Source organism: Paraburkholderia sp. UCT2 (assembly GCF_014397665.1).
Taxonomy (GTDB): Bacteria; Pseudomonadota; Gammaproteobacteria; order Burkholderiales; family Burkholderiaceae; genus Paraburkholderia; species Paraburkholderia tuberum.
The window spans coordinates 101,934-124,107 of sequence record NZ_VZQO01000013.1 but is presented as its reverse complement, the minus strand read 5'-3'; the positions used below and the strand labels follow the sequence as shown (position 1 = coordinate 124,107).

The following is a 22,174-nucleotide window of genomic DNA, read 5'->3' as shown; positions in this document are numbered from 1 at the left end:
CGCGGTCGGTTTCGGCCGATCGCGCGGACTTTGCGTTGTGAGTTTCGGGCCCAGGTCGCCCTCAGTTGCCTGGCCGGTGTCTACGTTCAGGCCGCCAGAATCAGAAAAATCGCCGGCCGCTTATGCAGGTCGATCTCCGCCTTCTTTTTCCAGTCGGCGACGCTCCGGCTTGCGATCAGTTCGCTCGGCAGAGTCAGATCGACCGCCACGCAGACCAGCGTCGACGGCGCGCAGGTCGCGAGCAAGGTATCGAGCAGCGCGCGATTCCGGTACGGCGTTTCGATGAAGATCTGCGTTTGCTTGCTCTTGCGCGACTGCTGCTCGAGATCGCGCAGACGTTTGGCGCGCTCGGTGACGTCGACGGGCAGGTAGCCGTGAAACGCGAAGCTTTGGCCGTTCAGCCCCGATGCCATCAGCGCGAGCAGAATCGAACTCGGCCCGACCAGCGGCACGACCTTTACGCCGCGCTCGTGCGCGCGTCGCACCAGCAGCGCGCCCGGGTCCGCGACTGCAGGGCAGCCAGCCTCGGAGACGAGACCCGCATCGGTGCCCGACAGCAGCGGCGCGAGCAGCTTGTCGATTTCGCCGGCCGGCGTATTGACGTTCAGTTCGCGAATCTCGATTTCTTGAATCGGCCGATCGGGGCCGACTTTCTTCAGGAACGCGCGCGTGGTTTTGGCGTTTTCGCCAATGTAATAGTGCAGCAACGCCGCGCGGGCGCGTACGGGCGCGGGCAGTACCAGATCGAGCGAGCTTGCGTCGCCTTCGCCGAGCGTGTTGGGAATAAGATAGAGCGTACCGGTCATCGGGCCCCCAAAAGCGGGTAGTTGGCCGCGAGCAGCATGTGCGACAGCGCGATAAGCGGCAGGCCGACGAGCGCGGTCGGGTCGTCGGAATGGATGGCCTCCAGCAGCGCGATGCCAAGCCCTTCGGATTTGGCGCTGCCGGCCACGTCGTACGGTGTTTCAGCGTGCAGGTAGGCGTCGAGCGCCGCGTCCGGCAGATCGCGAAAGCGCACGCGGGTGATCACGTCGATCGTTTGCGCGCTGTCCGTCGCGCTGTCGAACAGACACAGCGCGCTGTGGAACAACACGTCGCGGCCGCGCATCGCCTGCAATTGCGCGAGCGCCCTGTCGTGCGTGCCGGGTTTGCCGATCTGCAGGCCGTCGTAGGTGGCGACCTGGTCGGAGCCGATCACGAGCGCATGTTCGGCGGCGGCGAGGCCTTGGGCGACCGCACGCGCTTTGGCTTCGGCGAGGCGCAGCGCAGTGGCTTCGGGCGTTTCGGCGGCGAGCGGGGTTTCGTCGATAGCAGGCACGACGACGTCGAACGGCACGCGCAGGCGTTCGAGCAACTCGCGGCGATACCGCGAACTCGACGCCAGAATCAGGCGTGGCGGGCGTTTGGAGGATTCAGGCATAGTTTGCGGGCAACGGGAGTGGCGGGTCGTACGGGGTCGCGCGAGGCTCCCGTACGTACGGGCTTAAGTGTTTGACTCGAAAAGACAAAACGGATATGATTTCGGGCTTTTCACGGTATGCTTGCACTTGAAGGGTCTCGGCGCGTTCAGCGGCTTTCGGCAGTCGGAAGGTTGAAGAAAGCCCGGCAGGGTGAACGCAACGGCCGCGGGCCCCACTGACTGCCCCGCACACCGGATTATCTTCGCGGCGGATCTGATCATCCTTCGCGAATCACCCCGGCAACATGCTTGCCGACGCAGGAGCGCACATGACTCAACATCCTGGCAAACCTGCAGGTCTGTCCGACCCGCATGAACTCGATCTGTTCGAATTTGCGCGGAGCGGGCGTCAGGCCGCGGGTGTCGTGCGCGTCTCGCAACTGCCGCGCATGTTAAACGAAGTCCCGGCGGAAGCGCCAGATCGCGACACCGCGTTCACATGGCAGGCCGAAGGGACGATGCAGCCGGAATTGCAGGACGATGGCACCGAAGGTTCCCAGCCGTATCTGCGGCTGGCGATTCACGGTGCCGCGTGGCTCGAATGCCAGCGGTGCTTGACGCCGTATTCGCAGGCGTTCAACGTCGATGCAACTTACCGGATCGTCAATACGGAGGCGGAAGCCGAAGAGTTTCCGCTGGACGAGGATGAAGTCGAGGTGGTCGTCGGCTCGCGCCAGTTCGATCTCATCGACTTGATCGAAGAAGAGTTGCTGCTTTCCTTGCCGCTCGTGCCCAAACACGAGGTCTGTCCCGAAGTGCACGAGAGCCTTGTCTCGGGCACGGACGGTAGCGAAGGCGAGGGCGACGAAGCCGCGCAGGAAGAAGCTGGCGATGCCAGCAAGCCGGACCAGTCCAGCGAGCGGCGCAATCCGTTCGCGGCGCTCGAAAGTCTGAAACGCGACGAACCGGGCGGCAAGAAGCGCTAAACAGTTGCAGGGGGCGCGATGCGGGCGCATTGGCCATTCGGCCGGTGGTTAAGTCCGTGTCGGGCTGTGTTAGAATTCGGAAAATTTTTTGGAGTTTTAGTCATGGCAGTTCAACAAAACAAGAAGTCGCCGTCGAAGCGCGGCATGCACCGTTCGCACGATTTCCTGACGGCAGCGCCGCTGGCCGTCGAGCCGAGCACGGGCGAAGTGCATCTACGTCACCACATTAGCCCGAACGGCTACTATCGCGGCAAGAAAGTCGTCAAGACGAAGAACGACTAATCGTTGACTGCGATGCGCCCTGTGGCGTTTCGCGTAGCGATCGGCTCGCTTGACATTTTCCCGGTTCGGCAAAAAGGCGGCATTCAACTGCCGCTTTTTTGTGTCTGAAATTCGTCGCACTCCATGACAGTAAAGCTCACGATAGATTGCATGGGAGGCGACCACGGCCCGTCCGTGACCGTTCCCGCTGCCGTCAACTTCGTTCGTTCGCATCCCGACGCGCAGTTGCTGCTCGTCGGCATTGAAAGTGCGATTCGTGCGCAGCTGAAGAAGCTCAAGGCTCAGGATCTGCCGGCGCTGACCGTCGTACCTGCTACCGAGGTCGTCGCGATGGACGACCCGGTCGAGGTCGCGCTGCGCAAGAAAAAAGATTCGTCGATGCGCGTGGCGCTGAACCGCGTCAAGGAAGGCGAGGCGCAAGCCTGCATTTCCGCCGGCAATACCGGCGCGTTGATGGCGGTCTCGCGCTATGTGCTGAAAACGCTGTCGGGCATCGAACGCCCGGCCATCGCGTTTGCCCTGCCTAATCCCACCGGCTATACGATGATGCTCGACCTGGGCGCCAACGTCGACTGCGAGCCGCAGCATCTGCTGCAGTTCGCCGAGATGGGGCACGCGCTCGTGTCCGCGCTCGAAGGAAAAGAGCGACCCACCATCGGCCTGCTCAACATCGGCGAAGAAGTCATCAAGGGCAACGACATCATCAAGCGCGCCGGCGAACTGCTGCGTGCGAGTACACTCAACTTTCATGGCAATGTCGAAGGCGACGACATCTACAAGGGCACCGTCGACGTGATCGTGTGCGATGGCTTTGTCGGCAATGTCGCGCTGAAGACGTCGGAAGGTCTCGCGCAGATGCTGTCCAACATCATCAAGGAAGAGTTCGGCCGTTCGTGGCTGACCAAGGTGATGGCGGTGCTCGCGCTGCCGGTATTGATGCGCTTCAAGAAACGCGTCGATCATCGGCAATACAACGGCGCCGCGCTGCTCGGCTTGCGCGGTCTCGTGATCAAAAGCCACGGTTCAGCCGATGCCTACGCGTTTGAGTGGGCTATCAAACGCGGGTATGATGCCGTCAAAAACGGCGTGCTGGAGCGCCTTGCGCGAGCGATGGAAGAGAACGCGGGTTCTCTCGAACAGGCGGCGCGCGACGCAAGCGGTGCGGGTCACGCAAGCCCGATCGCAGGCCAGCCGGCCGAGCCCTACGCTGCGCAATCCTCGAAGGCATAATGGCTCAATCCACAATCTACTCCCGCGTGCTGGGCACCGGCAGCTGTCTGCCGCCCAACCGCGTCACCAATCAGGATCTGGCTGAGCGTCTCGCCAGGCAAGGCGTTGAAACGAGCGACGAATGGATCGTCGCGCGCACGGGCATCCATGCGCGTCACTTCGCCGAGCCGGACGTCACGACCAGCGACCTCGCGTTGATCGCCTCGCAGCGAGCGATCGAAGCGGCGGACATCGATCCGCAGTCCATCGACCTGATCGTCGTCGCCACCTCCACGCCGGACTTCGTGTTCCCGAGCACCGCCTGCCTGCTGCAGAACAAGCTCAGGATCAAGAATCACGGTGCCGCGTTCGACATACAGGCGGTCTGCTCCGGCTTCGCCTATGCGGTGGCGACGGTGGACGCCCTGATTCGCAGCGGCCAGCATCGCACGGCGCTCGTGGTCGGCGCGGAAACTTTCTCGCGCATTCTCGATTTCAACGACCGTACCACCTGCGTGCTGTTCGGCGACGGCGCCGGCGCAGTGATCCTGCAAGCGTCCGACGCACCGGGCGTGCTTTCGAGCGCGCTGCACGCGGACGGCAGCCATTCGAACATTCTGTGCACGCCGGGCAACGTGAATGGCGGCGTGGTCGCCGGCAGCGCCTTCCTGCACATGGACGGTCAGGCGGTGTTCAAGCTTGCCGTCAACGTGCTCGAGAAGGTCGCGATCGAAGCATTGGAAAAAGCCGATCTGAAGCCCGAGCAGATCGACTGGCTGATTCCGCATCAGGCCAACATCCGCATCATGCAAAGCACCTGCCGCAAGCTCGGCCTGCCGCAGGAGCGCATGGTCGTCACGGTGGGCGAGCACGGCAATACGTCGGCGGCGTCCATTCCGCTTGCACTCGACGTCGCGGTGCGCGACGGCCGCATCAAGCGCGGCCATAACGTGCTGATCGAAGGCGTCGGCGGCGGCTTCACGTGGGGCGCGTCGGTCATCCGCTACTGAGCGGGACGACGCATTCCGGGGCGTCGCTGGCGGCGCCCGTGCGGCCGGAATAACACCGCGCGCCATCTGGCAGCCGCGGCCGGCCGCCACATCCGATTAAACAGATTTTGGGGACGATATGAAATTCGCGTTCGTTTTTCCTGGGCAGGGTTCGCAGGCGGTCGGCATGCTCAACGCATTCGCCGATTACGCGATCGTGCGTGAGACGGTTCAGGAAGCCTCCGACGCACTCAACCAGGACCTCGGCAAGCTGATCGCCGAAGGCCCCGCCGAAGATCTCAATCTCACCACCAATACCCAGCCGGTCATGCTGACCGCGGCCTACGCTATCTATCGCGCGTGGCAGCAGGCGGGCGGCCGGGCGCCGGCGCTCGTCGCCGGCCATAGCCTTGGCGAATACACGGCGCTCGTCGCGGCTGGCGCGCTTGCGTTCCGCGACGCGGTGCCGCTCGTGCGTTTCCGTGCGCAGGCGATGCAAACCGCGGTACCGGTGGGCGAAGGCGGCATGGCCGCGATTCTCGGCCTCGACGACGACACGGTGCGCGCGGTCTGCGCGGAAGCGTCGGCGGCGGGCGTCGTCGAAGCGGTCAATTTCAATGCGCCCGCGCAAGTCGTGATCGCGGGCCACAAAGCCGCGGTCGAGAAAGCCTGCGAAGTCGCGAAGGCGAAGGGCGCGAAGCGCGCGCTACCGCTGCCGGTGTCGGCGCCGTTCCACTCGTCGCTGCTCAAGCCGGCGTCGGATCAATTGCGCGAATACCTCGCGAGCATCGACGTGCAGGTGCCGTCGATTCCCGTCATCAACAACGTCGACGTCGCCGTGGTCAACGAGCCGGCCAAAATCAAGGACGCGCTCGTGCGCCAGGCAGCTGGTGCGGTGCGCTGGGTCGAATGCGTACAGGCAATGGCAGCGCAGGGCGTCACGCACGTGATCGAATGCGGCCCGGGCAAGGTCCTTGCGGGTTTGACCAGGCGCATCGACGGCAATCTCGTCGGCGCGTCGGTGTTCGATCCGGCGTCGCTCGAAGAAACGCTGAAGCTCGTGACGGCAGACTGAGCGGGCATTCGCGAACGGGTATCGACAGAGCAATGCCGCGCTGGCGCGGCATTGCTCGACAGACGAATCAACAAGAATCAATGAGCCCTATTTGAAGGGCATCCGGACTCACAGATGGAAAAGACTCTCGACAAGCAGATCGCAATCGTGACGGGCGCATCGCGCGGCATCGGCCGTGCGATCGCGATGGAACTCGCGCGTCAGGGCGCGACGGTGATCGGCACCGCGACGAGCGAAAGCGGCGCGACGGCGATCACCGAAGCGTTCAAGGCGGCGGGCGTGAACGGCCGCGGCGCGGTGCTCGACGTCAACGACGCGGCCGCGGCCGAAGCGCTGATCGACGGCACCGTCAAGGAATTCGGCGCGCTGAACGTGCTGGTGAACAACGCCGGCATCACGCAGGATCAACTGGCGATGCGCATGAAGGACGACGACTGGGACGCCGTGGTCGACACCAACCTGAAGTCGGTGTTCCGTCTGTCGCGTGCGGTGCTGCGCCCGATGATGAAAGCGAAGGGCGGTCGGATCATCAATATCACGTCGGTGGTCGGCTCGGCCGGCAACCCGGGGCAGATCAACTACGCGGCCGCGAAGGCCGGCGTCGCGGGCATGACGCGCGCACTCGCGCGTGAGATCGGCAGCCGCGGCATCACGGTCAATTGCGTGGCACCTGGTTTCATCGAAACCGACATGACGAAGGCGCTGCCCGAAGAGCAGCAGACCGCGCTGAAAACGCAGATTCCGCTCGGCCGTCTCGGCAGCCCGGAAGACATCGCGCACGCGGTCGCGTTCCTCGCGTCGCCGCAAGCGGGCTATATCACCGGCACGACGCTGCACGTGAACGGCGGCATGTATATGCAGTAACCAATTTCGGTTACTATCCGCGCCTTGATGCGTTTGCGGAAAGCACGAGGCGCATGCGTTGACAGGAACCCGATGCGCCGCTTTTTTGCCGGGTCAAACCTGATAAAATGCGCGCACCTGTATTTTTGAACTTCTTTTCCCTTGGAGGGGTAATGGACAATATCGAACAGCGCGTCAAGAAGATCGTCGCGGAACAACTGGGCGTTGCGGAAGCGGAAATCAAGAACGAAGCGTCGTTCGTGAACGATCTCGGCGCCGACTCGCTCGACACCGTTGAACTCGTGATGGCCCTCGAAGACGAATTCGGCATGGAAATTCCAGATGAAGAAGCCGAGAAGATCACCACCGTTCAGCAAGCGATCGACTACGCTCGCGCAAACGTCAAGGCCTAAGGTCATTCGCGCCTGCGTTTCTGCACGGGCCGCGCATGACGCCCTGCCGTGCCGCTTGCCGGCGCCAGCAGGGTCGACGCTATCGGGCGTGTCCATTGGCACACCATACGTCGCGCCGCTTGCCACGCAGGAGCCAGCGATGTTGACAGCGCAACTTTCCGCGCGATTGCCGACTTAAACAGCCACAGGGCACACAGGGCGATTCCTGTGGCCGCTGTGGCTTTTGCTTTTTGTCATCTATGAAAAAGGGGTTACCGTGAGCCGCCGTCGTGTTGTTGTTACAGGCCTGGGGCTGATTTCGCCTGTTGGCAATAATGTTGCCGATGGCTGGGCCAATCTGGTCGCCGGCAAGTCTGGGATTGCCAATATCACGAAGTTCGATGCGTCGAACTTCTCGACTCGTTTCGCCGGCGAGGTGAAGGGCTTCAATATCGAGGACTACATCCCCGGTAAGGAAGCGCGCCACATGGATACCTTCATCCATTACGGCGTGGCTGCGGGCATCCAGGCGATGCAGGACAGCGGCCTCGAAGTCACCGACGAGAATTCGGAGCGCATTGGCGTGGTGGTCGGTTCGGGCATCGGCGGTCTGCCGATGATCGAAATCACCCAAACCGAATTGCTCAATCGCGGCCCGCGTCGCATTTCGCCATTCTTCGTGCCGGCTTCGATCATCAACATGATCTCCGGCCACCTGTCGATCAAGTTCGGCATCAAGGGTCCGAATCTGTCGATCGTTACCGCGTGTACGACCGGTCTGCACTGCATCGGCGAGGCTTCGCGCCTGATCGAATATGGCGACGCCGACGTGATGATCGCGGGCGGCGCGGAATCGACCGTGTCGCCGCTCGGTATCGGCGGCTTTGCGGCGGCGCGCGCGCTGTCGCAACGCAATGACGATCCGGCTACCGCGAGCCGTCCGTGGGACAAGGACCGCGACGGCTTCGTGCTGGGCGAAGGCGCCGGCGTAATGGTGCTCGAAGAATACGAGCACGCGAAGGCGCGTGGCGCGAAGATCTACGCGGAAATCGGCGGCTACGGCATGAGCGGCGATGCGTATCACATGACCGCGCCGCTCGAAGACGGTGACGGCGCACGCCGCTGCATGCTCGCAGCGCTGAAGAACGCGGGCATCAACGGCGATCAGGTGAGCTACCTGAACGCGCACGGCACGTCCACGCCACTCGGCGATCTGGCGGAAACGACCGGCATTAAGCGGGCGTTCGGCGACCACGCGAAGAACATGGTCGTCAACTCGACCAAGTCGATGACGGGTCACCTGCTGGGCGGCGCTGGCGGTCTGGAGTCGGTGTTCACGGTGCTCGCCGTGCATCACCAGGTGTCGCCTCCGACCATCAATATTTTCAACCAGGACCCGGCCTGTGATCTCGATTACTGCGCGAACACCGCGCGGGAAATGACGATCGACGTCGCGCTGAAGAACTCGTTCGGGTTCGGAGGCACGAACGGCACGCTGGTGTTCAAGCGCGCCGGATCGCCTGATCTCGGGTGACGCGTCGGCTCACGACGCCGGCTTCGCCGGCGCTTTCCCCCGCACCGGCAACATTGGGTAGGGCAGCGCAGCGCATCACGCTGCGTCGCTCTATCGCAATGCGTGCCGCGGTGGGAGCGTTCGTGCTGATTGCGACGTTAGCCGTTTATACCTGTCTCGCGCCGCGAGTGGGCGCTTGGCAGGCCGCTCCGTTGACGCTCGCCGTCGCAGCACTGCTCATGCTCTGCGCGGCGAGGCATGACGCGGCGCAGGCCATCGCGCTGCATGTCGCGATGGGCGAGATTTCCGCCTGGAACCACGCGGGTGAGTTGCTCGCGCGGGGCCGCATGGTCGGTTGCGCGCAGTGGAGCGGCCGTTTGCTGGTGCTTGAGCTCGATCCCGAGGGTGGTCGAAGGCGCGGCCTCATGCGCGCACCGACGGGTCGCAGGCGCTCCCTGCTGCTCGCCGCGGACGCGCTGCCGTCCACTGTTTTCCGCGAACTTTCCGTGCTGGGCCGGCGTGCGGCCGGCGCCTGACTGTAACGACTGTAACCGCTGTTACCGTAGTAACGTGCCCTCACGAGGGGGACGCTACAATGGTCCCCCGCCTTGCGCCCTATAGTTAACGGATTTATCAGGTGAGCGAAAAAGAAATTGATCAGGTGCTGGTCGAGCGCGTCCAGAAGGGCGACAAGGCCGCGTTCGAGCTTCTGGTCTCCAAATACCACCGCAAGATTCTCCGGCTGATCTCGCGTCTCGTGCGGGACCCCGCCGAAGTCGAAGACGTCGCGCAAGACGCTTTTATCAAGGCGTATCGCGCGTTGCCGCAGTTTCGCGGCGAGTCGGCGTTTTATACGTGGTTGTACCGGATTGCGGTCAATACCGCGAAGAACTACCTTGCCACCCAGGGCCGGCGCGCGCCGACCTCGACCGAAGCGGATGCTGAAGAAGCTGAAACTTTCTCCGATGCCGACCAACTAAGGGATATCAACACACCTGAGTCGATGTTGATGAGCAAGCAGATCGCAGAGACGGTCAATGCTGCGATGGCGGTTTTACCGGAAGAATTGCGCACCGCCATTACTCTCCGAGAAATTGAGGGTTTGAGTTACGAGGAAATCGCCGAGATGATGGGTTGCCCGATTGGCACAGTCAGATCACGAATTTTCCGCGCTCGCGAAGCCATTGCGGCAAAATTGCGACCGTTGCTTGACACACCCGAAGGCAAGCGTTGGTAGACGTTTCCGAACGTCCAGCTGGCTTGGCGGGGCAGCGGTGCAATATCTGGATTAGTGGTGTCACTACGGGGTATTTGGAAGATGGAGAGCATCATGGGGTCGGTCTCGATGCAATCGCAAGCAGGCTCGCACGGCGAGCGTCTGTCCGCTTTCGTCGACGGTGAGTTGTTCGGCGAAGAGCATCTGAATCTGGACAAGTTTCTTGCGGAGCTGGGCGGCGATGATCGCGCTGCCTGGTCGAGCTACCACCTGATCGGCGACGCGCTACGTTCCGACGATCTGGCAGTCAGCCCCGCGCGGAGCAGTGCCTTTCTGAGCGGGTTTGCCGCGCGTCTTGAAAGCGAGCCGCATGTGCTGGCACCCTCCGCCGCGTCTGCATCGGTCGCGCGCCGCCTGCTCGGGCTGCGCAGGAGAGTCGTGCCGGCTCTTGCCGTCGCTGCCGCGGCCGCTACGTTGACCTGGATCGTCGTGCCGCAGCTGCAGGGCGTGCCGGGTGGACCGGGTGCCCAGCTCGCTTCGCTCCAATCGCACGGCGACGCGGTGCAGCGTGTCGCCATGGCCTCGGTGCCCGCGCAAGACTCCAACATCATTCGCGACGCGAGCCTCGATCAATACCTCGAAGCTCATCAGCAATTCGCGCAACAACCGGCGATGGCAGGCTCGATGCCGGTGATTCGCGCTGCCTCAGTCTCCACGCAGGGCCAATAGTTTGATGCAGACTCCGCGGTTCAATGAAACGACTATCTGGGGGCGGTTGCCAGCATTTCTGTTCTGCGCAGCCGTGTTGTTGTCCGCTGCACCGCGGGTCTTCGCACAAGACGATCCTGCCGTCGCCCGTCGCACGGCCGCGGAACTGCTCGATCGCATCCATCAGGCCGCCCAGCAGCAGAACTACGAGGGCGCGTTCGTCTATCAGCGCGGCAGTTTCGTGCAGACGTCGCGCATCGCACATTACTCCACGCGTACGGACGGCGAGTTCGAGCAACTCGAAAGCCTCGACGGCAAGCCGCGCAAAATGCTGCGTCACAACGACGACATGTACACGTTCTTGCCGGAGCGGCGTATCGTGGTCTTCGAAAAACGGCAGAACAAGGACTCATTCCCTGCGCTGCTGTCGGTGAACGGCGAGCAGGTGCTGTCCGTCTACGAGCCGAAGATGCTTGACGACGACCGCGTCGCGGGCGTCGACAGCCTCGTGATGGAACTCGATCCGAAAGACGCGTACCGCTTCGCATACAAGCTGTGGGCAGACAAAAAGTCCGGTCTGCTGTTGCGCGCGCAGACGCTCGACCCGAGCGGTCAGGTGCTCGAGCAGTTGTCGTTTTCGCAGGTCCGCATCGGCGTGCCGGTCGACAAGACGGGCATCGTCAACGGCATCCGCAATCTCACGGGCTGGACGGTAGTGCGTCCGCCCGTCGAGCCGGTCGACATGGCCGCGCAGGGTTGGCAAATCATGCCGTCGGTACCGGGCTTCCATATGATCCGCCAGTTGCGTCGTCCGATGGCGTCGCGCGAGGCGGGGCAGCCTCCGATCCCGGTCGACCAGGCCGTGTTTTCCGACGGCCTCGCAGCGATTTCGGTGTTCGTCGAGCCCGTCGAGAAAAATACGCGTAAGGAAGGCACGGGCGATAGCGGCGCGACGCACGTACTGGTCAAGCGTCAGGGCGACTTCTGGATTACCCTGCTCGGTGAAGTGCCCCAAACCACATTGCAGCAGTTCGCGTCTGCCATAGAATACAAAGCTCCGAAGTAACCCTTCCGAATCCTGAAATCCCTCGGCTTGCTACGATATGACGACTTTCTCGGTGCGCAAATTCCTCGCGGCCGTAATGGTGGTGGCGTGTTTGCCGCTTGTGCCGCATATGGCATCGGCGGCTCCCGCTGCCAACCTGCCCGACTTCACCGACCTCGTCGACAAGGTCGGCCCGGCGGTCGTCAACATTCGCACGACAACGCGCGTGTCGAACGGTAGTTCCCGCGGCGGCCTGCCGCCGGGTATGGACGACGGCGACATGTCGGAGTTCTTCCGGCGCTTCTTCGGGATTCCGTTGCCGCAGTCACCGCAATCGCCGCACGGGGGTGATAACGGGGCCGGCGGCGGTAGTGGCGGCAGCCCGGATTCACCGGACAACTCGGACGCCGAACAGAACAGCGGGGTAGGCTCGGGCTTCATCCTGTCGGCGGACGGCTACGTGATGACCAACGCGCACGTCATCGACGACGCGGACACGATCTACGTGACGCTGACCGACAAGCGCGAATTCAAGGCGAAGCTGATCGGCGTCGACGACCGTACCGACGTCGCGGTCGTGAAGATCAACGCGTCGAACCTGCCGACCATCACGATCGGCGACTCGAACAAGGTGCGCGTCGGCGAATGGGTCGTCGCGATCGGTTCGCCGTTCGGTCTCGAAAACACGGTGACTGCCGGTATCGTCAGCGCGAAGGGACGCGACACCGGCGACTACCTGCCGTTCATCCAGACTGATGTGGCCGTCAATCCGGGCAATTCGGGCGGTCCGCTGATCAACATGCAGGGCGAGGTGATCGGCATCAATTCGCAGATCTATAGCCGCACCGGCGGGTTCATGGGCATTTCGTTCGCGATTCCGATCGACGAGGCGATGCGCGTGGCCGATCAGCTTAAGAGTTCGGGCAAGGTGGTGCGCGGCCGCATCGCGGTGGCGATTGGTGAAGTGACGAAGGACGTCGCCGAGTCGCTCGGTTTGCCGAAGGCGCAGGGCGCGCTTGTGAGCAGCGTGGAGCCGGGCGGACCCGCCGATAAGGCCGGCGTGCAGCCGGGCGACATCATCCTGAAGTTCAACGGTCATTCGGTCGACACGGCGACGGACCTGCCGCGCATGGTCGGCGATACGAAGCCGGGCACGAAGACGTCGATCACGATCTGGCGCAAGGGTCAAACGCGCGAACTGCCGGTCACGATCGCAGAAATGCAGCCGGACAAGGTCGCGAAGGCGGATCAGAAGAAGCCGCAAGCGCCGAAGCAGCGCGCGACCAACGCGCTCGGCATCGCGGTCAGCGACATTCCCGCCGATCAGCAGAAAGCGCTGAAGATTCAGAACGGCGTGCAGATCGACGCGGTCGACGGTCCGGCCGCGCGTGTCGGGCTCCAAAAGGGCGACATCATCCTGCGGATTGGCGATACGGATGTGACGAGCACGAAACAGTTCGACGAGCTGACCTCACACCTCGATTCGCAGAAGATGGTCGCGTTGCTGGTTCGTCGCGGCGACAACACGCAGTTCGTGCCGATTCGTCCGCGCAGCGCGCAGAAATGACGAAGACAGCATCGCTCACGCTCTATGGGCGCGCGTGGTGCCATCTGTGCGAGGACATGCGCGCTGCGCTCGAGCCAATGCTGGCCGAGTTCGGAGCGCAGCTGGCGGTGATCGACGTCGACAGCGATCCGTTGCTCGAAGCGCGTTACAACGAGTTGGTGCCGGTGCTGGTTTGCGATGGCGTCGAACTGTGCCACTACCATCTCGACGAAGCGCCCGTGCGGGCAGCATTGGCTGCACATGCGTCGCGTGTCGCGGCGGCATCCTGATACGCACCCGCGCGGCATCTGGTTTCGCGCGATCCATGCGCATTTTTGCCGCGGCTCACTGCGATGCGCGCGGTAATTTTCTCGCATCCTCTACGCCGTCTTGAGGCCCGCGCTTCGCAAGATGCGCCGGCCGATGGGCTTTTCGGCTAAAATAGATAAGATTTTCACCTACTTACAAGGCGTGCTCCGCTATTGTCCGGGGCGCGCCTTTTCGCTTGATCGGCACTGAATGGATCATATTCGTAACTTCTCGATCATCGCGCACATCGACCATGGCAAGTCGACGCTCGCCGATCGCATCATCCAGATTTGTGGCGGTTTGTCCGACCGCGAGATGGAAGCTCAGGTGCTCGACTCGATGGATCTCGAGCGCGAGCGCGGCATTACCATCAAGGCGCAAACCGCCGCGTTGTCGTATCGCGCGCGCGATGGGCAGCTCTACAACCTGAACATGATCGACACCCCGGGGCACGTCGACTTCTCGTACGAAGTCAGCCGCTCGCTGTCCGCGTGCGAAGGCGCGCTGCTCGTCGTCGACGCGAGCCAGGGTGTGGAGGCGCAAACCGTCGCCAATTGCTACACGGCCATCGAACTCGGCGTCGAAGTGGTGCCGGTGTTGAACAAGATCGATCTGCCGGCGGCGAACCCCGAAAACGCGATCGCCGAGATCGAGGACGTGATCGGCATCGACGCGACCGACGCGACGCATTGCAGCGCGAAAACGGGCCTCGGCGTCGAAGACGTGCTCGAAGCGCTGATCGCGAAAGTGCCGCCGCCGAAGGGCGATCCGCAAGCGCCGCTGCAGGCTCTCATCATCGACTCGTGGTTCGACAACTACGTCGGCGTCGTGATGCTGGTGCGCATCGTCAACGGCACGCTGCGTCCGAAGGACAAGATCCGGCTGATGGCAACCGGCGCGCAGTATCCGGTTGAACATATCGGCGTGTTCACGCCGAAGTCGAAGGATCTCGAATCACTGTCGGCGGGGCAGGTGGGCTTCATCATCGCCGGCATCAAGGAACTCGCGGCGGCGAAGGTCGGCGACACGGTTACGCTCGTGAACCAGCCGGCGGCCGTGCCGCTGCCGGGTTTCAAGGAAGTGAAGCCGCAGGTGTTCGCGGGTCTGTATCCGGTCGAAGCGAATCAGTACGACGCGCTGCGCGATTCGCTCGAAAAGCTGAAGCTGAACGACGCGTCGCTGCAGTACGAACCGGAAGTGTCGCAGGCGCTCGGTTTCGGTTTCCGCTGCGGCTTCCTCGGTTTGTTGCACATGGAAATCGTGCAGGAACGTCTCGAACGTGAGTTCGACATGGACCTGATCACGACGGCGCCGACCGTGGTCTATGAAGTCCTGCAGCGCGACGGCACGACGCTGATGGTCGAGAATCCGGCCAAGATGCCGGAGCCGTCGAAGATCGAGGAAGTGCGCGAGCCGATCGTCACCGTGAACCTGTACATGCCGCAAGACTACGTCGGCGCGGTGATCACGTTGTGTACGCAGAAGCGCGGCAACCAGATCAACATGCAGTATCACGGTCGTCAGGTTCAGCTTACGTACGAAATTCCGATGGGTGAAGTCGTGCTCGATTTCTTCGACCGTCTGAAGTCGATTTCGCGCGGCTATGCGTCGATGGATTACGAGTTCAAGGAATACCGCGCGTCGGACGTCGTGAAGGTCGACATGCTGATCAACGGCGACAAGGTCGATGCGCTGTCGGTTATCGTGCACCGTTCGCAAAGCCAGTACCGCGGCCGCGAAGTGGCGGCGAAAATGCGCGAGCTGATTCCGCGTCAGATGTACGACGTAGCGGTTCAAGCCACGATCGGTTCGAACATTATTGCGCGCGAAAACATTAAAGCGTTGCGTAAGAACGTGCTGGCAAAATGCTACGGCGGTGATATCACGCGTAAGAAGAAGCTGCTTGAAAAGCAGAAGGCGGGCAAGAAGCGAATGAAGCAGGTGGGCTCGGTTGAAATCCCGCAAGAGGCTTTCCTCGCTATTCTGCGTGTCGAAGACAAATAAGTTGAATAACGGAACCCTATGAATTTTGCGTTGATTCTTTTTGTGCTCGTCGTTTTGACGGGTGTCGCATGGGTCGCGGACAAACTGGTTTTCCTGCCGAAACGGCGCCGTGAGGCGGAAGCCGCAGTCGCCGAATTCGATCGTCAGCAGGCACGCATCGGCGAGCGTTTCGCCGATGAAAACGCCGCGCAAACGCGCGCGCGTCTGCGCGACGACAAGCTGCGTCAGCCGTGGTGGCTCGAATATACGGCGAGCTTTTTTCCGGTGATTCTGGTGGTGTTCGTCGTGCGCTCGTTCGTGATCGAGCCGTTCAAGATCCCATCGGGCTCCATGGTGCCGACGCTGCTGGTGGGCGACTTCATCCTCGTCAATAAATTCGAATATGGTCTACGTTTGCCGATTACCAACACGAGGATCACGCAGGGCAGTCCGGTCCATCGCGGCGACGTGGTGGTGTTCCGTTATCCGAAAGACGAATCGGTCGACTACATCAAGCGCGTCATTGGTCTGCCCGGCGACGTGATCGAGTATCAGGACAAGAAACTCACGATCAACGGCAAGCCGGTGCCTGAAACGCCGTTGCCCGATTATCTCGACGAAGAGCGTCTCGGTTATGCGAAGCAGTTCCAGGAAGATATCGACGGCCGCAAGAACGCGATTCTGAACAATCCGGCGGTGCCGCCGTTCATCGTCGGTGCGGAAGATTATCCGTATCGCGACAACTGCCAGTACAACGCGCGTGGCGTGATCTGCAAAGTGCCGCCGGGCAATTTGTTCATGATGGGCGATAACCGCGACAACAGCGCGGATAGCCGGTACTGGGGTTTTGCGCCTGAACGCAATATCGTCGGCCGCGCATTTTTCATCTGGATGAACTTCAGCGATCTGCGGCGCATCGGCCCTTTCCAGTGAGTCGCGTGCATTGATCGCTTCATGAGCGCTTCTCAGACGCCGCGCGAATAACCGGCACCCGGTTATCTCGGTCGCGGCGTGTTGTCATGCTACTTTAAGAACTCGCGGTAACGTCGTTTCACCACGCTTTTTCCGCTGGCGCCCCGTGTTTCCGCCGGGTCAGGCGCCCGCGTTATACTCTGCCCATGCCCCTATCTCCGTTGGAAAGCCGTTTGCGCTACGAATTTCGCAATGCGGAATTGCTGCGCCAGGCTCTAACACACCGCAGTCATAGCTCCACGCATAACGAACGGCTCGAATTTCTCGGCGACTCCGTTCTGAATTGCGCGGTGGCTGCGCTTTTGTTCCAACGTTTCGGCAAACTCGACGAAGGCGACCTGTCTCGCGTGCGCGCCAATCTGGTCAAACAGCAGTCCCTCTACGAGATTGCTCAGGCACTCAATATTTCGGAGGGCCTGCGCCTCGGCGAGGGCGAGTTGCGCAGCGGCGGCTTCCGCCGCCCGTCGATCCTCGCGGATACGCTCGAGGCGGTGCTCGGTGCGATATTTCTGGACGGCGGATTCGAGGCTGCGCAGACGGTCATCAAGCGCCTTTACGTACCGATTCTCGACCATATCGACCCACGCACGCTTGGCAAGGACGCGAAGACGCTGCTGCAGGAGTATCTGCAGGGCCACAAGATTGCGTTGCCTACTTATACGGTCGTCGCCACGCATGGTGCGGCGCACAATCAGCAGTTCGAAGTGGAATGTACGGTGCCGAAGCTGGACGTCAAGGTGTCTGGCTCCGGCGCGAGCCGTCGCGCGGCGGAGCAGGCGGCCGCAAAGAAGGCGCTCGACGAAGTGATGGCCGCGGCGCCTGCCGTGGTCGCGAAGCCGAAGCGCTCGAAGGGCGCGCGTGCCGCGAAAAATGCCCTGCAGGAAATCGTGCCGGGCGTGACCGGCGTACAGGCCGCACTGGATTTGCGCACACCCGATCGCAAGAGCGCGCGCGGTGAAGGGCGCGCGGCTGTCGCGCTGGAAGCGCACGCCGACAAACCTTTCGTGGAAAAATCAGCCGCTGAAAGACCGGCGGCCGAGCGTGCCGCGCCGGGTCCCGCCGGTGCGCCGTTGGCTGTAATTCGTGCCGCGCATGTGGAGTACAGCGGACAGGACAAGCCGGAGCGCGCCGAAAAGTCCGAAAAGACGGAGAGGGCCGACAAGGTTTCGATCCACGCGGGCGAGAAACCTGTCGACAAGCCGGCCGAAAAACCCGCAGCGGACAAAACCCCCGACCTCAAAGCCGACACGCCGTCACACGCTCGCAGCGCAGACCGTCAGCGCAGCCGCGAGGCCGCGCCGGGGACTGCTGCATCGAGCGTGAGCGCCGCGCCCGCGTCGGTTGTCTCGGTGCCCCCGGCACCTGCCGAACACGAACCCGGCGTCGCCGACGCGGTGCAAACGCGCGTCGCCGATGCGGGCCATTGATTGCAATCGGCGTGCGCGTCGCGCGCGCCGAACTGAACCTGCCGTAGTCCGAATATGAACGCTCCCACTCCCACTGGTTTTCGCTGCGGCATGGTCGCGATCGTCGGCCGCCCGAATGTCGGCAAGTCCACGCTGATGAACGCGCTGGTCGGCCAGAAAGTCAGCATCACGTCGCGCAAGGCGCAGACCACGCGCCATCGCATTACCGGCATCAATACGCTCGAAGACGCCCAGTACATCTTCGTCGACACGCCCGGTTTTCAGACCAAACACAGCGGCGCCCTGAACCGCTCGCTGAACCGCGCCGTTACGTCGACGCTGACCTCGGTCGACGCGATCCTGTTCGTCATCGAAGCAGGCCGCTTCGGCCCTGACGACCAGAAGGTACTCGATCTGATCCCGGCGAAGGTCCCGACGCTGCTGATCGCGAACAAGCTCGATCGCGTGTCGGATAAAGACTCGCTGTTCCCGTTCATGCAGCAGATGAGCACGCTGCGCGAGTTCAACGAGATCGTGCCGCTGTCGGCGAAAAATTCCGACGACATCAAACGTCTGATGGCCACCGTCAAGCCGTTCCTGCCGGAAGGCGAGCCGATCTACGGCGAGGACGACCTGACCGATCGCAGCGAGCGCTTCCTTGCCGCCGAAATCCTGCGCGAGAAAGTCTTCCGCTGGACCGGTGACGAGCTGCCGTACACGAGCACCGTGCTGATCGAGAAGTTCGAAACCGAAGGGCGGCTGCGCCGTATCTTCGCGACGATCCTCGTCGATCGCGACATGCACAAGGCGATGATCATCGGCCAGAAGGGCGCGAAGCTGAAGCAGATCAGCACCGAGGCTCGCCTCGACATGGCAAAGCTGTTCGACGGGCCGGTGTACCTCGAAACCTTCGTCAAGGTGAAGAGCGGCTGGGCCGATAACGAAGCCGGGCTTCGTGCGTATGGGTACGAATGACGCGTGGATGACGCTCAATTCAGACGAGGCTTCGGATCAGCCGGAGCACGAACCGCCTCGGCCCGCGCGTAGCGCGAGGAAATCGTCGGCCGACGCAAAAAGCCCAAAAAGCACGAAACGCGCACCCGCCGACGATGGCGAGCCACGCAAAACGCCGGCGCGCCGCGCGCCGCGCACCCCCGCATCCGAATATCGGATCACCGAGCAGCCCGCGTTCGTGCTGCATAGCTATCCGTATCGCGAGACCAGCCTGATCATCGACGTGCTGTCGCGCGATCACGGCCGTCTCGCGCTGGTCGCAAAGGGCGCGAAGCGCCCGCACTCCGCGCTGCGCGGCGTGCTGCAAACGTTCCAGCCGCTGTCGCTCGCGTGGTCGGGCAAGTCCGAAATGCGCACGCTGACCGGCGCCGAATGGGTCGGCGGCATGCTGCCGCTGACCGGCGACGCGCTGCTGTGCGGTTTCTACGTCAACGAACTGCTGGTGCGCTTCTGCGCGCGCGAAGACCCGCATCCTCAGTTGTTCCATCACTACGTCGTCACGCTGACGCGGCTCGCGCACGATGAGCCGCCGGTGCAGGTGCTGCGCTCGTTCGAACGCGTGCTGCTACGCGAGACCGGTTACGCGATGGCGCTCGACCGCACGGTCGCACGCAAAGCGGTGCTCGCCGACGGCCGCTACGTGTTCGATCCCGAGCGCGGGGTACGCGAGGCATCGGACGAATGGCCCGCGCAGTGGCCGGTAGTGTCGGGACAAACCTTGCTCGATATGGAAAAGGACGATTACCATCGAGCGCAGACCGTCGCGCAAAGCAAAACGCTGATGCGCTTCCTGCTCAACAACTATCTCGGCGGCGCGCCGCTTGCCACCCGCCAGATCCTGATCGACCTGCAGAACCTATGAGCTTCTTCCTGACTTCGCCGACCGCGATCGACCTCGGCGTGAACATCGACCACGTCGCCACGCTGCGCAACGCGCGTGGCACGTCCTATCCCGATCCGATCCGCGCCGCGCTGATGGCCGAAGAAGCCGGCGCCGACGCGATCACGCTGCATCTACGCGAAGACCGCCGGCACATCATCGATGCGGATGTTCGCAAGCTGCGTCCGCTGCTGAAAACGCGCATGAATCTCGAATGCGCGGTCACGCCGGAAATGCTCGACATCGCGTGCGCAGTGCAACCGCACGACGTCTGCCTCGTGCCGGAAAAGCGCGAGGAGCTGACGACCGAAGGCGGTCTCGACGTCGCCGGACAGTTCGAGGCGGTGCGCGCCGCATGCAAGCAACTGGCGGACGCGAGCTCGCGCGTGTCGCTCTTCATCGACCCCGAGGAGATGCAGATTCGCGCCGCGCACGAAGCCGGCGCGCCGGTGATCGAGTTGCACACAGGCCGTTACGCGGAAGCTCATGATCCCGCGGAACAGCAGCGCGAATACGAGCGCATCGTGCGAGCAGTCGAATTCGGCGCGACGCTCGGCCTCAAAGTGAACGCGGGCCACGGCCTGCACTACACGAACGTGCAGCAGATCGCGGCGATCGACGGCATCGTCGAACTCAACATCGGCCATGCGATCGTCGCGCACGCGATCTTCGCGGGCTGGGACAACGCGGTGCGCGAGATGAAGGCGATCATGGTCGCCGCGCGTCTCGGCGCGCGCGCGTAACGCAACCTGGCGACGGACGCACGCATGGCAATCTACGGAATCGGCACCGACATCGTTCAGGTCAGCCGCGTAGCAGCGGTGATGACTCGCACCAATGGCCGTTTCGCGGAGAAGGTGCTCGGTCCCGACGAACTACGCGTGTACCACGCGCGCCACGCCCGTTCGGCGGCGCGCGGTCTTGCGTTTCTCGCGACGCGCTTCTCGGCGAAAGAGGCGTTCTCGAAGGCGATCGGCCTCGGCATGCACTGGCCGATGAGCTGGCGCGCGCTGCAAACGCTGAACCGGCCGAGCGGCGAGCCGGTGGTGGTCGCGTCTGGCGAGCTGGCCGACTGGCTCGACGCGCGCGGCATCACGGCGCGCGTGACGATCAGCGACGAGCGCGACTACGCGGTATCGTTCGTGATCGCGGAGACGCAGCGGCCAGGCGATATGGAAGGTTCGTTGGCGGCGTCGGCGTCGCGGGCTTCGTCCGCCCGTTCCGCCACAGAATGAAAAGGTTGAGCGCGGCCGCTGGCGGTCGCGTTTGGGTTGTCTCACAGTTTTCCAGCGGAATTCGATGAAAACCACACCCGGACCGGTGATGCTCGACGTGGTCGGCAAAACGCTGAACCGCGATGACAAAAGGCGTCTCGCTCACCCGATGACCGGCGGCGTGATCCTGTTCGCGCGCCACTACGAGAGCCGCGCGCAACTGGTCGGGCTGACCGATGCCATCCGCGCGATTCGCCCGGATCTGCTGATCGCCGTCGATCACGAAGGCGGCCGCGTGCAGCGCTTTCGCACCGACGGCTTCACGGTGCTGCCGTCGATGGGTAAGCTCGGCGCGCTGTGGGACCAGGACGTGCTGCACGCGACCAAGGTGACGACCGCGGTCGGCTATATCCTCGCCGCGGAACTGCGCGCGTGCGGTATCGACATGAGCTTCACGCCGGTGCTCGACCTCGACTATGGACACTCGCAGGTGATCGGCGATCGCGCGTTCCATCGCGATGCGCGCGTGGTCGCGCTGCTCGCGAAGAGTTTGAACCACGGCCTCGCGCTCGCCGGCATGAGCAATTGCGGCAAGCATTTTCCGGGGCACGGATTCGCGCAGGCAGATTCGCACGTCGCGATGCCCGTCGACGAACGCCCGATCGAAGAAATCCTCGGCAACGACGTCGCGCCGTACGACTGGCTCGGTCTGTCGCTTGGCGCGGTGCTGCCCGCGCACGTCGTCTATCCGCGGGTCGATGCGAAGCCGGCCGGCTTCTCGCGCATCTGGTTGCAGGACATCCTGCGCGGCAAGCTTGGCTTCGAAGGCGCGATCTTCAGCGACGATCTGTCGATGGAAGCCGCGCGCCAGGGCGGCACGCTGACCGAAGGTGCGCAAGCGGCTCTGGAGGCCGGCTGTGACATGGTGCTGATCTGCAACCAGCCGGACGAAGCGGAGAAGGTGCTCGACGCGCTGCGCGTCACGCCGTCGAGGGAATCGCAGCGGCGGCTGAAGCGCATGCGGCCGCGCGGTAAAGCGCTCACGTGGAGCAAGCTGATGGCCGAGCCACGGTACGCCGAAGCGCAGAGGCTGCTGCGCAGTACGTTTGCATAAAAGGAAATGGCGCCTTGAAGCAATTCAAGGCGCCATTTTTTATCAGCTTCGAACGGTGCGAGCCGCCGTCAAGCTTTGC

24 protein-coding genes are annotated in these 22,174 nt (G+C 63.0%); 22 read left to right on the top strand and 2 right to left on the bottom strand.

Translation table 11 applies throughout. The annotated features are described in order from the left end of the window. Positions 1–86: 86 nt before the first annotated feature. Both F6X39_RS13475 and F6X39_RS13470 read right to left on the bottom strand, forming a co-directional pair. The gene (locus F6X39_RS13475; RefSeq protein ID WP_187616948.1) at positions 87–806 is read right to left on the bottom strand and encodes an SAM-dependent methyltransferase; all 720 of its coding nucleotides are present in this window, start codon (positions 804–806) and stop codon (positions 87–89) included. After that, on the bottom strand, positions 803–1,420 hold the full coding sequence (locus tag F6X39_RS13470; protein WP_187616947.1) for a Maf-like protein: 618 nt from the start codon (positions 1,418–1,420) through the stop codon (positions 803–805). The genes F6X39_RS13475 and F6X39_RS13470 overlap by 4 nt, the downstream gene beginning before the upstream one ends. Before the next feature lie 308 nt (positions 1,421–1,728). On the opposite strand from F6X39_RS13470, the gene F6X39_RS13465 reads away from it, so the two are divergent. From F6X39_RS13465 to nagZ, 22 genes are all read left to right on the top strand, one after another. Further along, entirely contained in the window at positions 1,729–2,385 is a 657-nt protein-coding gene (locus F6X39_RS13465; RefSeq protein ID WP_187612377.1) for a DUF177 domain-containing protein, read from the top strand. Between the two features lie 102 nt (positions 2,386–2,487). Next, on the top strand, positions 2,488–2,667 hold the full coding sequence (rpmF, locus tag F6X39_RS13460) for a 50S ribosomal protein L32 (protein ID WP_006401275.1): 180 nt from the start codon (positions 2,488–2,490) through the stop codon (positions 2,665–2,667). A gap of 123 nt (positions 2,668–2,790) precedes the next feature. Continuing rightward, entirely contained in the window at positions 2,791–3,897 is a 1,107-nt protein-coding gene (plsX, locus tag F6X39_RS13455) for a phosphate acyltransferase PlsX (protein WP_013090058.1), read from the top strand. Next, positions 3,897–4,886, top strand: coding sequence for a beta-ketoacyl-ACP synthase III (locus tag F6X39_RS13450; protein WP_184028002.1), 990 nt, complete (start codon positions 3,897–3,899; stop codon positions 4,884–4,886). Before plsX ends, F6X39_RS13450 begins: the two co-directional genes overlap by 1 nt. Before the next feature lie 118 nt (positions 4,887–5,004). Then, positions 5,005–5,940, top strand: coding sequence for an ACP S-malonyltransferase (gene fabD, locus F6X39_RS13445; protein WP_187616946.1), 936 nt, complete (start codon positions 5,005–5,007; stop codon positions 5,938–5,940). 114 nt (positions 5,941–6,054) lie between these two features. Next, the gene (gene fabG / locus F6X39_RS13440; RefSeq protein WP_187616945.1) at positions 6,055–6,804 is read left to right on the top strand and encodes a 3-oxoacyl-ACP reductase FabG; all 750 of its coding nucleotides are present in this window, start codon (positions 6,055–6,057) and stop codon (positions 6,802–6,804) included. 152 nt (positions 6,805–6,956) lie between these two features. Next, a complete protein-coding gene (gene acpP / locus F6X39_RS13435) occupies positions 6,957–7,196 on the top strand; it encodes an acyl carrier protein (protein ID WP_004197638.1) in 240 nt (79 codons plus the stop codon). 256 nt (positions 7,197–7,452) lie between these two features. After that, positions 7,453–8,709, top strand: a complete 1,257-nt coding sequence (gene fabF, locus F6X39_RS13430) for a beta-ketoacyl-ACP synthase II (protein WP_187616944.1) — start codon at positions 7,453–7,455, stop codon at positions 8,707–8,709. A 122-nt stretch (positions 8,710–8,831) separates the two neighbouring features. Further along, positions 8,832–9,224 carry a hypothetical protein gene (locus F6X39_RS13425; protein WP_409259013.1) on the top strand — a complete coding sequence of 131 codons (393 nt, stop codon included), beginning with the start codon at positions 8,832–8,834 and terminating at the stop codon, positions 9,222–9,224. Positions 9,225–9,325: 101 nt separating this feature from the next. Continuing rightward, entirely contained in the window at positions 9,326–9,925 is a 600-nt protein-coding gene (rpoE, locus tag F6X39_RS13420) for an RNA polymerase sigma factor RpoE (RefSeq protein ID WP_006051939.1), read from the top strand. A 93-nt stretch (positions 9,926–10,018) separates the two neighbouring features. Continuing rightward, positions 10,019–10,633: a sigma-E factor negative regulatory protein gene (locus tag F6X39_RS13415; protein ID WP_187616943.1), complete on the top strand. Its 615-nt coding sequence runs from the start codon at positions 10,019–10,021 to the stop codon at positions 10,631–10,633. Between the two features lie 4 nt (positions 10,634–10,637). Continuing rightward, positions 10,638–11,678, top strand: a complete 1,041-nt coding sequence (locus F6X39_RS13410) for a MucB/RseB C-terminal domain-containing protein (RefSeq protein ID WP_187616942.1) — start codon at positions 10,638–10,640, stop codon at positions 11,676–11,678. 37 nt (positions 11,679–11,715) lie between these two features. Then, positions 11,716–13,224: a DegQ family serine endoprotease gene (locus tag F6X39_RS13405; RefSeq protein ID WP_187616941.1), complete on the top strand. Its 1,509-nt coding sequence runs from the start codon at positions 11,716–11,718 to the stop codon at positions 13,222–13,224. Next, positions 13,221–13,493 carry a glutaredoxin family protein gene (locus F6X39_RS13400; RefSeq protein WP_184061411.1) on the top strand — a complete coding sequence of 91 codons (273 nt, stop codon included), beginning with the start codon at positions 13,221–13,223 and terminating at the stop codon, positions 13,491–13,493. The genes F6X39_RS13405 and F6X39_RS13400 overlap by 4 nt, the downstream gene beginning before the upstream one ends. Before the next feature lie 229 nt (positions 13,494–13,722). Beyond that, positions 13,723–15,516 carry a translation elongation factor 4 gene (lepA, locus tag F6X39_RS13395; protein ID WP_090801163.1) on the top strand — a complete coding sequence of 598 codons (1,794 nt, stop codon included), beginning with the start codon at positions 13,723–13,725 and terminating at the stop codon, positions 15,514–15,516. 18 nt (positions 15,517–15,534) lie between these two features. Then, entirely contained in the window at positions 15,535–16,428 is an 894-nt protein-coding gene (gene lepB, locus F6X39_RS13390) for a signal peptidase I (RefSeq protein WP_184028065.1), read from the top strand. Between the two features lie 185 nt (positions 16,429–16,613). Further along, on the top strand, positions 16,614–17,894 hold the full coding sequence (gene rnc, locus F6X39_RS13385) for a ribonuclease III (protein ID WP_187616940.1): 1,281 nt from the start codon (positions 16,614–16,616) through the stop codon (positions 17,892–17,894). Positions 17,895–17,948: 54 nt separating this feature from the next. Then, entirely contained in the window at positions 17,949–18,848 is a 900-nt protein-coding gene (era, locus tag F6X39_RS13380; protein WP_026225953.1) for a GTPase Era, read from the top strand. Then, on the top strand, positions 18,835–19,749 hold the full coding sequence (gene recO, locus F6X39_RS13375; protein WP_187616939.1) for a DNA repair protein RecO: 915 nt from the start codon (positions 18,835–18,837) through the stop codon (positions 19,747–19,749). Before era ends, recO begins: the two co-directional genes overlap by 14 nt. Further along, positions 19,746–20,510 (top strand): pyridoxine 5'-phosphate synthase, encoded by a 765-nt coding sequence (gene pdxJ / locus F6X39_RS13370; RefSeq protein WP_187616938.1) that lies wholly within the window; start codon positions 19,746–19,748, stop codon positions 20,508–20,510. The genes recO and pdxJ overlap by 4 nt, the downstream gene beginning before the upstream one ends. 24 nt (positions 20,511–20,534) lie before the next feature. After that, entirely contained in the window at positions 20,535–21,002 is a 468-nt protein-coding gene (gene acpS / locus F6X39_RS13365) for a holo-ACP synthase (protein ID WP_187616937.1), read from the top strand. Positions 21,003–21,066: 64 nt separating this feature from the next. Then, positions 21,067–22,095, top strand: a complete 1,029-nt coding sequence (nagZ, locus tag F6X39_RS13360; RefSeq protein WP_187616936.1) for a beta-N-acetylhexosaminidase — start codon at positions 21,067–21,069, stop codon at positions 22,093–22,095. Positions 22,096–22,174: the final 79 nt, after the last annotated feature.